The organism is Staphylococcus sp. HMSC14D10, assembly GCF_001808125.1.
Classification (GTDB): Bacteria; Bacillota; Bacilli; order Staphylococcales; family Staphylococcaceae; genus Staphylococcus; species Staphylococcus haemolyticus.
Window position 1 is genome coordinate 29880 of the sequence record NZ_KV792266.1, and the last position, 12802, is coordinate 42681.

Annotated in this window: 13 protein-coding genes; 6 read left to right on the top strand and 7 right to left on the bottom strand. The window is 31.1% G+C overall.

Annotated elements, in window-relative coordinates; genetic code table 11:
• Positions 1-61: 61 nt before the first annotated feature.
• The 5 genes from HMPREF3134_RS09360 to HMPREF3134_RS09380 form a co-directional block, all read right to left on the bottom strand.
• Positions 62-1204, bottom strand: coding sequence for an acyl-CoA dehydrogenase family protein (locus HMPREF3134_RS09360; RefSeq protein WP_176744140.1), 1143 nt, complete (start codon positions 1202-1204; stop codon positions 62-64).
• A 160-nt stretch (positions 1205-1364) separates the two neighbouring features.
• Positions 1365-1709 (bottom strand): transcriptional regulator, SarA/Rot family, encoded by a 345-nt coding sequence (locus HMPREF3134_RS09365; protein ID WP_037549844.1) that lies wholly within the window; start codon positions 1707-1709, stop codon positions 1365-1367.
• A gap of 486 nt (positions 1710-2195) precedes the next feature.
• Positions 2196-2519, bottom strand: a complete 324-nt coding sequence (locus HMPREF3134_RS09370; RefSeq protein ID WP_037549846.1) for a PH domain-containing protein — start codon at positions 2517-2519, stop codon at positions 2196-2198.
• Positions 2520-2539: 20 nt separating this feature from the next.
• Positions 2540-3286 carry a transcriptional regulator, SarA/Rot family gene (locus HMPREF3134_RS09375; RefSeq protein ID WP_240556360.1) on the bottom strand — a complete coding sequence of 249 codons (747 nt, stop codon included), beginning with the start codon at positions 3284-3286 and terminating at the stop codon, positions 2540-2542.
• Positions 3287-3544: 258 nt separating this feature from the next.
• Positions 3545-4276: a helix-turn-helix transcriptional regulator gene (locus HMPREF3134_RS09380; protein WP_240556358.1), complete on the bottom strand. Its 732-nt coding sequence runs from the start codon at positions 4274-4276 to the stop codon at positions 3545-3547.
• Between the two features lie 802 nt (positions 4277-5078).
• On the opposite strand from HMPREF3134_RS09380, the gene HMPREF3134_RS09385 reads away from it, so the two are divergent.
• Positions 5079-5837 (top strand): CHAP domain-containing protein, encoded by a 759-nt coding sequence (locus HMPREF3134_RS09385; RefSeq protein ID WP_070442449.1) that lies wholly within the window; start codon positions 5079-5081, stop codon positions 5835-5837.
• 368 nt (positions 5838-6205) lie between these two features.
• Here HMPREF3134_RS09385 and nhaC read toward each other — a convergent pair whose 3' ends face one another.
• Positions 6206-7612 carry a Na+/H+ antiporter NhaC gene (nhaC, locus tag HMPREF3134_RS09390; RefSeq protein WP_070442452.1) on the bottom strand — a complete coding sequence of 469 codons (1407 nt, stop codon included), beginning with the start codon at positions 7610-7612 and terminating at the stop codon, positions 6206-6208.
• A gap of 112 nt (positions 7613-7724) precedes the next feature.
• Positions 7725-8795: an NAD/NADP-dependent octopine/nopaline dehydrogenase family protein gene (locus tag HMPREF3134_RS09395; protein ID WP_053025490.1), complete on the bottom strand. Its 1071-nt coding sequence runs from the start codon at positions 8793-8795 to the stop codon at positions 7725-7727.
• Positions 8796-9205: 410 nt separating this feature from the next.
• On the opposite strand from HMPREF3134_RS09395, the gene HMPREF3134_RS09400 reads away from it, so the two are divergent.
• The 5 genes from HMPREF3134_RS09400 (at position 9206) to HMPREF3134_RS09420 (ending at position 12736) form a co-directional block, all read left to right on the top strand.
• A complete protein-coding gene (locus tag HMPREF3134_RS09400) occupies positions 9206-9634 on the top strand; it encodes a DUF4870 domain-containing protein (protein ID WP_053025492.1) in 429 nt (142 codons plus the stop codon).
• 318 nt (positions 9635-9952) lie between these two features.
• Positions 9953-10600 (top strand): CHAP domain-containing protein, encoded by a 648-nt coding sequence (locus HMPREF3134_RS09405; RefSeq protein ID WP_070442455.1) that lies wholly within the window; start codon positions 9953-9955, stop codon positions 10598-10600.
• Between the two features lie 455 nt (positions 10601-11055).
• Positions 11056-11385, top strand: coding sequence for a DMT family transporter (locus HMPREF3134_RS09410; protein ID WP_037549865.1), 330 nt, complete (start codon positions 11056-11058; stop codon positions 11383-11385).
• 1 nt (position 11386) lies between these two features.
• The gene (locus tag HMPREF3134_RS09415) at positions 11387-11698 is read left to right on the top strand and encodes a DMT family transporter (protein ID WP_037549867.1); all 312 of its coding nucleotides are present in this window, start codon (positions 11387-11389) and stop codon (positions 11696-11698) included.
• Between the two features lie 81 nt (positions 11699-11779).
• The gene (locus tag HMPREF3134_RS09420; protein WP_070442458.1) at positions 11780-12736 is read left to right on the top strand and encodes a 2-hydroxyacid dehydrogenase family protein; all 957 of its coding nucleotides are present in this window, start codon (positions 11780-11782) and stop codon (positions 12734-12736) included.
• Positions 12737-12802: the final 66 nt, after the last annotated feature.

Genomic DNA, 12802 nt, shown 5'->3' on the forward strand with positions numbered 1-12802 from the left:
AATAAATTTTGAGAAAATATTATTTCTGTCCCACTCCCTAAAATCTATAGTTATTATACTCTTAAAATAAATTACATAAAGATTTCGCTATATTAGTGTATGCTGCATCTTCCATTGGTGGATTGTGTAATCCAGCTCTCATATCTCGATAATAGCGTTGTAACGGACGATCCATTTCCAGACTTTTTGCACCAACAATTCTCATCGCTAAATCAACAACTTCTAACCCTTGGTTCATCACTAGCACTTTACTAGCAGATGTTTCATTCCATAAGTGTGATTGATTTTCTGAATAATTATATCCTTTTGCGGTACTCCATAAAAAGTGACGTGCTGATAATAGTAAAGACTCCATTTTCCCAATGTTTTGTTGTACAGTTGGTAAATGACTAATAGTTCCTTCTATACTATTTGGACCATAACTCGTCGCAAAGTCTATGGCATAATTTCTTGCCGCCTGTGCAATTCCTAAATATGTACTTGGAATATGTAATATCCAGCCATTCGGTTGTGGCTTTCTTTTTGACTCTACGAAAAAGTCTTTAGGTATCCATACATCATTCAATACTAAATCGTGACTTTCTGTAGCTCTCATACCTACCATATTCCAATTATCTGCAATTTCTACACCATCAAATTCTCTTGGTACTAAGAAGAAACCTACTTCCTGTAAATCATCTACATATGCAGCTACAATATAATGGGTCAATGCTTTACTCATTGATGTATACGTTTTAACACCATTTAATAAGTAACCGTCACCTTGTTTTACTGCATGTGTCGCAGGTCTGCCTCCGCGAGTTGGGCTCCCTGTATCCGCTTCACTTACCGCTCGATTAACAAGAGCTCCATTTTCGATATCTTTTGCAAAGCGATTAAGCATGTCCTGCTTCCACATCGTTTGTTCATATATTTGACCTATAACACTTAAATGCCAACCAATAGATAATGCTGTTGCACCGTCAATAGCACCTAAATATGTTTGCAAAACAACCATATCTTCAATAGTGGCACCTTCTCCACCATATTCTACAGGTAGCGTTAGTAAGCTATAACCTTCTTTAACTAGCCATTCAATATTCTCATAAGGGAACCTAGATTGTTTATCATTCCCTGTTGCTCTTGCTTTAAACGTCTCTTCTATTGATTGAAATTTTTTTATCCATTTCTTTTGAATATCTGTATTAATCAGAACTGAATCGATCAATTATATCACCTGTTCATTGTCATTATTATTTAAACCTAGTTTATCACTCGACATTACAAATTGAAAGTTAACCACTTAAGGGATTATAAACACAAAAAGACTTAAGTCAATGAGATTAAATCTCTCAAAACTTAAGTCTTTTATGAATAAACGTTGATTACTTAATGTACTTCTCTAATTCAGCAATCAGTTTATTAATTTTGTCTCGTTGTTCATCTGTTACATAAACAATAACTATTCTTTCATCTTGTATGCTACGTTTTTTTGAAAGTAACTGTAAATCTTTTAACTTCTGTAATGCTTTAGTTAAGTAATAAGGTTTAAACTCTGAATACGTTGCAATTTCCTTTGAAGTTATTTCATTCGTTTTACTTCTCGCAATATAATTTAAAATATAAACCTCTTCATAATTTAAATTATATTTCTTTTTAGTATCTTTGAAGAACTTTTTAACTTGAAATGTTGCGTTAACTAAATCATTGATGTCTTTAATTTGTCCCATATTCTAAACCACTCCTCTGATGTACGTCTTGTTGCTACAAGGTTCATGTCTACTATTTATTACTTACCAAACATTTCTTATGCTATAAAAATTATTTTATAACATTTATGTATAATATTTCAATATTTTTATGAAATCCAAATGATATTAATTATCAATAACAAGTTGCATCAATTAAATTATATATAATCAATTAGTCACTATAGGTATTCATTTGGAGATAAAAAAGAGGACTGAGACAGAATTCTTTATAAAAATTCGTCGTCCCAACCCTACAAGAATGACCAGAACTGAGGAAAGTATGATTTAAGTGTCTTCTCATCTCAGTCAACTACTGCAAATTTGCAAAATAGCAACATTATATTATTTATGTTACAGACTCACATGTTTTTAGCCTCAGCTAATTGTAATAATAATATAACTATAACAAGCGTTGCTTCCTTTAGAATCATAGTAGCGTATTTTAGGTTTTATTCAACTTTTTGATTATTTAATTTTAGACTCCACATAATCAACGAATGCTTTAACGTCTTTAGTTTTGATTTGTTTCATTGGTACTTTTCCAATATTAAAAGTAAACAAAATACCTGTGCCATTAAAATGTATTTCTTCTATTTCATTATATGGGATATTTCTATAATAGAATTGACCATTCATATCTACATTCATAATTAATCTTTCAGAAGTGGCAATAAATGCTCCTTCAAATTCACTTTGGCCTTGAACATTATACTCAATGACACCTAATACTGAAGGGCCTTTTGACTCTGTTGGAAACAAATCGTTGGGATTCACATTATCTAGAATCATGAATTCATTCTCCTTACATATTATGATATTTTATTGTACTTCATTTCCTCTTGGAACTTATTGTAACATCTAATAAATAATTTATTTGTTTCATATGCTCGTGATTCAATAAATTTTACATTTACAATACGTTCATCTATTGAATTACGATACTTTTCTAAATATCCTTTTTGATAAAGATCATTAATAACCACGTTCATACATATTAAATATCGATATGACATTGCCTGAATTTCTTTTAATGAAATAACTTGTCGACTAGATAGTAACTTACCTAATAAAAACAATTCATCCAAACTCAAATTAGACTCCTTTGCTATATTTCGAACTTTGTAAAGTGCGTCAAAAATGGTTATAACCTGCCCTAATTTATTATAGTGGGCTGTTGTTTCTACTAAATAGTCAAAATTTTTCCCTTTTATCATTTCACTAACTTCCATAAACATAATGTTCAGTTTATCTTGACAGCTATTGGATGGGAGAAATAATATACGTCTTTGGTCATTATCATCACGCAATTTAGTGATCCATCCTAAATGATATAAATGCTCTAAATGATGTCGTAATTGTCTTTTTGAAATGGTTTGATAAGTGATTAACTCATCTATATAAACGCCTTGATGATGAACATGAAAATATTTAATGATTTCATACAATGTTTTTAATTGCTCAAATTTTAATTGGTAACTATACTTTAGCACCTCACCTACCGCTTTCATAAAAACAAGATAAAATAATAATGTTTCTAGCTTATTTTTATTCATCATAGCTATCACCTCATAACACTATTTCAGGATTGGACGGTTAAGAGTTTCCATGCTAATTTGATAACAAATTGTCTAATCATAGCCCCATATTTTAAAACTGCATTTGAAACTATTGAATATATAACTCTATATTTATCCAATCTATTAAAGATAGACATTGACTTGATTTCTTAAATAAACAACATTATCTTTATTATTTATCAATTGAAAGGTCGTGTTTACTTGTACTCAATCATCATGTTTGACTTATATCTATTATTATTCAGTTGAACTGTAATTATCTTTTGCTTCAGCAATTAATAATTGTGTTTCTTCATCTAATGGTATTTCTGATTGATTAAATGATTGATATTGATGCGATTGATTCTTAGTTCTGATTTGACCAGGTGTGGTGCCGTATTTTTTATTAAATAAAGCAATGAAATGTGGAAAATGATTGAATCCATGCTTATATGCAATATCTTGTATTAAATGATTACTTTTTAAAATGTCTATCAAACATAATTTTAATCTAACATCATTAATATATTGTGTAATATTATGATAAGGCGTGTGATACTTGATGACTTTACTAAGTTCCTTGGCTGACATATTGAGTGCATTAGCCATATCTTGGCGACTTATCTTATTACTGTGATGTTTAATAATATACTTATGTACTTTGTCAACTAAGGCATTATCTAGTTTGTAATGAGTGCGTTGATTTCTCTGCAAGTATCCTAATTCTACACATAAGTGTTTTACCAGCTTATCTTTTATTTGTAATTTATCTGACTTACTACTTTCAAAATCAAGTAAATTTAAAATAAAGGGTTCTAATTGTTTTCTTTCAATAGAAGGAAATTTATATCCATTAGACTTAATATAATCATCAGCATATTTCAAATAATCTTTGAATGCTATTTCAATACTAGCGATAATTGCTCCATCCTCATTCTCAATCGAGTAAATATCATTTAACATTACAAATAATAAATCTCTCTCTTTCATTTGAAATTTCTTTAAATTTAAAATTACTCTCCCTGACCCCTTTAGCCAATAGATTAATTTAATATTTGATTCCTTTTGACTACTTATCTTTATATTTTTTAAAAGCTTTACCGAAAAGTTATCAATCATACGAACGTCCTTTCACTTTATAATATATAAAGATATGACATAAACAGAAATAATAAATTATCCCCCATAACGCTAATAACTATTGCTGCATTAATAACGATTTTCTAATTAAACGCTTTTTTGAATGCCTATCTTCATATATAATTGTATGTTTTATTTCGGTATTAGCAGTAGCAAACTTTTAACCAATTATATCATTTTATTATCTTATATAAATGTTTTTGTATATTTTTTATAATGTTTTTATGAATAATCCCTAATAAGAGCTTCTTTTATAGCATTTCAGAGTAATAATACAATTTAATTAATAGATCTTTTGTATATATATAATTTTAAAACAATACAAAAATAATGAATTCTATTAATTTTATATCAAATTAATTTTTGCTGTTACTTTACAAAAATGTTACAAGAAAATGAGTATCTTTTTCATATATTTTTTTAAACACTGTTATGACAACGTTTTTTAATATTACAAAAAATTACTTATTGTATTTAACTCAACACTATTTATTAGCAAAAAATTACAAAATGATAACAACGCACACAAAATGATTTTTTTCTGATAAAGTATGTCTTGTCGTTAAGAAACTTATTAAAAACTGGACTCAAGGGTCATCAAATGACTATTAAATATAAAATATTAATTTAATTCTCAGGAGGAAATTTTACAATGAAAAAAATCGCTACAGCTACAATCGCTACTGCAGGAGTTGCAACTATCGCTATCGCTGGACATGGTCATGAGGCACATGCAGCAGAACAAGGATATAACCCAAATGATCCAACTTCATACAGCTACTCTTACACTATCGACCAACAAGGTAACTATCATTACACTTGGAAAGGTAACTGGAGCCCAAATCAAGTAAATCACTCTAGTCAATCTAATTATTCATACAACAACTATTCATATAATTACAATAACTATAATAACTACAACAACTACAGCAACTACAGCAATAACACTCAATCATATAGTGCAAATAATCAACAAACTGGTGGTTTAGGTGCTAGTTACTCAACTTCAGATCGTAACATTAAAGTAACTACAACTACTGCTCCATCATCACAATCAACTGGCGTTTCAATTTCAAGAACTTCAAGTTCAGGTAGTAACTTATATACTGCTGGTCAATGTACATATTATGTATTTGATAGAGTTGGCGGTAAAATCGGTTCAACTTGGGGAAATGCTAATAACTGGGCAAGCGCTGCAGCTGCTTCAGGTTACACAGTAAACAATTCACCATCAGCTGGTGCTATTTTACAAACTTCACAAGGTGCATATGGTCACGTAGCATTCGTTGAAAGTGTTGGTAGTGACGGTTCAGTTACAGTATCAGAAATGAACTATGGTCATGGTGCTGGTGTTGTTACTTCACGTACTATTTCAGCTAGCCAAGCTGCTTCATATAACTACATTCACTAATTTTATTAATAAGTATAAAAGCGATCCATTTTTGGATCGCTTTTTTGCGCTTACTTTCAGACTCAAAGATATATACATTAAACAACATGCATCTCCACTAGTTTAAAAATCTTATTATGAGATATAAATATCATCCTGCCGTATAATTAAAAACAAAAAAGATTGGAAAGTAATAATCAATACTTTCCAATCTTAATCTATTTCGAACAAATTCATTCTTTCTTGATTTGTTATATCTATTACTACATAATTGTTGATAATAAATTCGTTTGTCCATCGTTCATGGATCCAATTCTCGCTACAAAAATATCTATGTAACGTTTTAACATACTTAAATACATCCTTTTCACAAATGATTAAACATATTTTCACGAATTTTTTACATAACTTTTGTTATCTAATTTTCTAATACCAATTCCAGTAAAGCCGTAAATAATTGCTAATACTGCACACAAGTAGCATGGAACTGTCCAAATAAAGAATTGATCTACTGATACTCCCAGTTGTTGTGTGTAGTATATGCCTGAAGTTCCCCATGGTATTAACGGCAACACCATCGTACTTGAATCTTCTAAAGTTCTTGATAAATTTGATTTATCTAAATTCCTACTAACAAACATGTCTTTCATTAAGACACCCACCATAATAATTACTATAGATGCTACACCAGCTGCAAATACTAACATTAAACAGCAAATGACTGTTATTAATATAAGCGTTCCTACTGAATGTATACCTTTAGAAACCGTTTTTAACATGACATCTAAACATCCCGATACTTCAACAATACCTGCAAATGCATACCCACAAAATATTGTCACTAGTATTTCTGTCATACTCATCATTCCACCTTGTTCTAATAGCGATGTTGCATTGGTAGAAAGATTGGAATGTCCAGTCATCGCAGGTGTAAATCCATTAAACATAGCTTTAAAACCATCAACTATATTAAAATGATTATTTAATGTTCCAATAATAACTGCACTTAAACTTGATGCTAACATAGATGGTACAGTAGATACGTTACAAACTAAACATATGATTATGACTAATAACGGCACCCACACCCAAATATTTATATTATAGATACCATCAAGTTCATTCAGTAACTTATTAATTTGTTTCGTATTCACTGACCCTTTTGAAGTTAACCCTGCAAAGAACCAAACTATTAGTCCAATAATTGAAGCAGGTATCGTTGTCCACATCATTGATCTGATATGAGAAAAGATATTTACCTTAGTTACTAAAGCAGCTAAGTTAGTTGTATCTGATAATGGTGACATTTTATCACCAAAGACCGCACCTGCAATAATAGCACCTGCTGTCATACCCATATCGATATTCAACTGATGCGCAATTGATATCAACGCAATACCAGCTGTTGAAGCTGATCCCCAGGCTGTCCCAGTAGCTAAACTACTAATAGCTGATATTAAAAAGGCAGAAACTAAAAAGTAATGTGGATTTAAAAACTTTAGACCGTAGTATATTAAAGCTGGAACAGTTCCAGAATACATCCAACTTCCAACTATTATACCTACAGCTAGTATAATAAATATTGCAGGCATAGCCGTCGTTAATCTTCGTGTAATTCCCTCTTCTAAATCTTTCCATTTTAAGCCTACTCGCCAAGCTATCAAAGCTGCATATGCAGATGATATGAGTAACAGTACCTGAATGGGAATATTAAATTTTATAAAGCCTATTGTCACGACAATAACCATAACGATAATTGTAGATATTGCTTCCAAAAATGATGGCTGTCTTTTCATACACATTCCTCTTTTCCTTTTAGTTAATTACCTCTTTTCATAGTTAGATGTGCATTTAATCATAAATAGAATGTTAATTAAAGATTCATTTTTAGTAATCTAAATTTGTTAATTATTCTAAACCAAGTTTTTCTAAACCAAGTTCTTCTACTTTTAGACCTTCATCGAAAAAGTCACGTTCTAAAATTGTTGATGCAATCATGATAACAGCATCTATATTAGGCGTTTCAACATCAATTGCACGCCCTAAACTTGACCATAGTACTAGTCCATATGCAATATCTTCAGTTAAATAACGATTTTGTACTGAATTAGGCCCTGGTATTTGAGAAAACACAGGACTTGTATTAAATAAACGATTTAATGGTTCATCTTCGTCTTTACGTTCTAAATAGCCTCTTTGAATACGTGCTTCTTTGGCTGTTAAAAGTTCAAATCCTAATTTACGCCCTAGTGTTAAACGTTCCAATTCAATTGCATGTAATAATCTTACTGTGTGCTTCGTAATACCTTCTTTATAGAGGGCAAATGAATCAGCATAATCAATTCTTCCTACATTTAATAACGTTGGACCAGGATGAACCTCTGGGTTTCCGTTTTCTAAATTTGTCTTCCATAGATTTTCTTCTTTAACAAGATACGGATATATTTGACTTACTTTTTCAAAGCTGTCACTAAGTTCCTTCTTATTATATGTAGAAAAGAATACTTTACGTACATTCAATGATAAGTCTACGCGTGCATTTTCAAAGTCAACGCGCGTACCGTAAGTAAGTGTATTAGCTTCAGCAAACTTCGGCTCTACCTCAATATGTTTATCTTCAAGTACGTTAATAAATCGAATTGACGCCATGGCAGCTGCAATATTGAAGAAAATAAGTTGATCACTTGTTACATGCTCAGCCATAATTTCCGCATAGTATTCAATATATGATGATGGAATGATAACTTGAATTATCTCAGCATCTTTCAATACATATTCAATGTCATCACTTATGTCTGTAAATGGTACAAATGATTCTGTACCTTCATTATTAAAATCAAATCCACCCTTTTCTAATGCGTTATTAAATTTTTTAATGGATGAATTTCGACAATATAATTTCACATCATGTCCTTGATTTACCATATCTACTGCCGCTGTAACTGCACCGTTACCTGATCCTACTACCGCTATTTTCATAGTTATAACTTCCTTTCTTAATCAAATCAGCGTCTCTGCTTTTCATTTAAAAAATTAAGGGAGCAGGTTAGAAATCTAATAAATGTAAATAGATTTCTTCATATCCTCAAATACAACCATTTATTAAAATGATCATATTTAAGTCCCGCTCCCGGGCAAAGTTGGCTAGAATAAAAATATATCTTAAATCAACATTATTTCTATTCAGTCAGCTAATGCCAAATCCTAATAATGAGTTTTACTAATATCATTAGTAATCAATTTTTATACAACGCTAAACTATATCCTATTTTTCAAAAATTAAACACAACTCAATTATTTATATTAATTTTAAAATTAACTAATCTTTTTTAAGTAACTTTGTTATATTAATTATGAAACATAACTTTTTAATTGAGAGGAGTATTATTATGTCGGATTATTATGATCAATCACAAGACTCTATGGTAAAGAGAGATAATGAAGATGATGCCCGATTAATGTCTATGTTAATTTTCCTATTGGGGTTCTTCACTTCTGTAATAGGTCCAATTATTATTTGGGCTATCAAGCGTAATGAATCACGATTAGTTGATAAAGCTGGAAAGAATTACTTCAACATGCTTATTTCTTATTTAATTTGGAACTTTGTTGTTGGTATATGTATGGTACCTGTATTTTTCATATATATAGTTAATAATGAAGCAGCGATCATTATCGCTACAATATTATTATTTGTTCTTTCATTACTATTAATTATACTTACTATCCTATATGTAGTTTTTCATATCGTTGCATGCGTTAAATATTTTGGTGGAAAAGAGTATGTAGTGCCTTTATCAATTCGTTTCTTCAAATAAGTTGTACAGCATCTAATATTACAAAGGGTTGTAACAATAATCATTTGTTAACACTAACTAAATATAAGATTGATGTAGTATACATGCATAATTCAAGCTATATTACAGTACGTAACCTTGAACTACTCTTTATTACGGAGTTGTTCAAGGTTTTTGTATTTCATTTACGAAATCGTAACATTGCACACAGTGCTAATAGAATCTGATAAAGTATGACATGTCGTTGGGAGCGACAAAAAAATACAAATTCAAAGTCTATTCAACATATCGCTATTTTCAACCTATTGTTGAATACAAATTTTGGGAGGACTTTTTACTATGAAAAAAATTATTACAATTTCAACTTTAACAGCAGGCATTGGTGTATCAGCATTAGGATTAAATGCTAACCATGCAGATGCTGCAGAATATATTCACAATTCAACACCACAACATAATCAATTCGGACAACAAAGTCCACATGGTCAAAATATGCAATTTAGTCATCAACAAGGACAAGGTTATCAACAGCCTCAATTTAAACAACAATCTTTCAACTATAATCAAAGCACTACAACTTCAACAACATCAGATGGAAGTTCGTCATCTAGTAGTTCTTCTACAACTACGTCTTCTTCAACTCAAACTACATCTTCTACATCAGGTAATTTATACACAGCCGGCCAATGTACTTGGTATGTATATGACAGAGTTGGTGGTAAAATCGGTAGTACTTGGGGAAATGCTAATAACTGGGCGAGTGTAGCATCAGCAGCAGGGTACACTGTAAATAATACTCCAGAAAAAGGTTCAATTCTTCAAACATCTGAAGGTTCTTATGGACATGTTGCGTATGTAGAAAGTGTTGGTAGCGATGGTTCAGTAACTGTTTCTGAAATGAATTATTCTGGTGGACCATATGTCAAAGATACACGTACAATTTCAGCTAGCCAAGCTAGTTCTTATAACTACATCCATTTATCATAATTTTAAATAAAGCTTAAATGATGCTAATCATAAATATAGGATAACATTATACTATAGAGCTGCATTGTAAATTCACAGTAGCTAAATGGTTGAAAAGTCGCTTTAAATCAAGCTTTCTCAATTCTAATCATTCATGTAGGACTAGAGGCTGGGACAATATAAAATGTCTCAGCCTACTTTATCATTTTGTCAGTAGATGACTGATTTGAAAATGCGCTTGAATCAAGCTTTTTTCAAACCTAGTCATCCTTGACTGGTAGGCGGGGCCCCAGCAAAGAGAATTTCCTAAAGAAATTCTACAAGCTAAGCAAGTTGGGGATACAACGAAATAAATTTTGAGAAAATATTATTTCTGTCCCAATCCGAAGTCCTTTTTAAGTTTTACAAATTGAATAAAAAGTAACGCTTTGAGAGAATAAGCATATTAGTCTTTATTTTATAAGGAGTGTGAAGGTATGCAATGGCTTAAAGTCATCTTAGCTGGCATTATTGAAGTTATTTGGGTAATTGGATTAAATAATGCCCATAATTTTGCAACTTGGTTATTTACATTAGTTTTTATTGCACTAAGCTTCTACTTGATGATTTCCGCCTCTAAACAACTTCCAGTCGGTACAGTTTATGCAGTATTTGTGGGAATAGGAGCTGCTGGTACAGTTATTGCAGATATGCTTTTCTTTGGAGAACCTTTTACAAAAATGAAAGTTGTATTACTGCTTCTGTTATTAGTTGGCATTATTGGACTTAAACTGTCAACGTATGACTCACCTAAGGGAGGAATGTAATATGTCATGGCTATATTTACTCATTGCAGGATTATTAGAGGTACTTGGTGTCATATGGTTAAACCAATATGCACGCTCAAAACAAAAATTTTATATTGTTTTAATGGCAATTACGTTTATTTTTAGTTTTAGTGTATTAAAATTAGCTATGACAACAATTCCAATGGGAACAGCATATGCTATATGGACTGGTATTGGCACAGCTGGAGGAGCTATTGTAGGAATGTTATTTTACAAAGAATCAACACATTTTAGCCGTATCATTTTTATTTTCTTGATACTCTTCTCTGTAATCGGCCTTAAAATGATTTAATAAAATTGTATGAATTACATTTGTATACGTTTTCTCCTTTTATTATACTTAAAGAGAGATTATTGATAAGGAGTGAGTTTAATGGTAAAAGTTTATATAGCAGGTGCAATTCCAGAAGTAGGATTAAATTTACTTAAAGAACACTTTGAAGTAGAAATGTATGAAGGTGAAGGCATTATTGATAAAGAAACACTAATGGAAGGTGTCAAAGATGCTTCTGCGCTTATAAGCATTCTATCTACGAATGTTGATCAGGAAGTGATTGATAGTGCAAGTAACCTTAAAATCATTGCAAACTATGGTGCTGGCTTTAATAATGTGGATGTTAAATATGCACGTGAAAAAGATATTGATGTAACAAATACACCTAAAGCATCAACAGCCTCAACTGCTGAATTAACTTTCGGACTCGTTTTAGCAGTTGCGCGTCGCATAGTTGAAGGAGATAAATTATCTCGAACACAAGGTTTTGATGGATGGGCACCTTTATTCTTTAGAGGTCGTGAAGTGTCTGGCAAAACGATTGGCATAATCGGTTTAGGTGAAATTGGTAGTGCAGTAGCTAAGCGTGCTAAAGCTTTTGATATGGATATCTTATATACTGGTCCTCACCAAAAGAAAGAAAAAGAACGTGAAATTGGTGCAAAATATGTAGATCTAAATACCTTACTTGAAAATGCTGACTTCATCACAATCAATGCTGCTTATAATCCTGATTTACATCACATGATTGATACCGAACAATTTAAACTGATGAAATCCACAGCCTATTTAATTAATGCAGGTCGCGGTCCAATAGTTAATGAAGAAGCTTTAGTAAAAGCTTTAGAAGACAAAGAAATTGAAGGTGCTGCATTAGATGTATATGAATTTGAACCTGAAATTACAGAAGGTTTGAAATCACTAGATAATGTAGTTATCACACCTCATATTGGTAACGCAACATATGAAGCAAGAGATATGATGTCTAAAATCGTCGCAAATGATACGATTAAAAAGTTAAATGGTGAAACTCCACAGTTTATAGTTAATAAATAATTTATAATGTAAAAAAGACGGAAACTGAAAGAGACTACGAAGCATATTAATCATTAACTTATATGC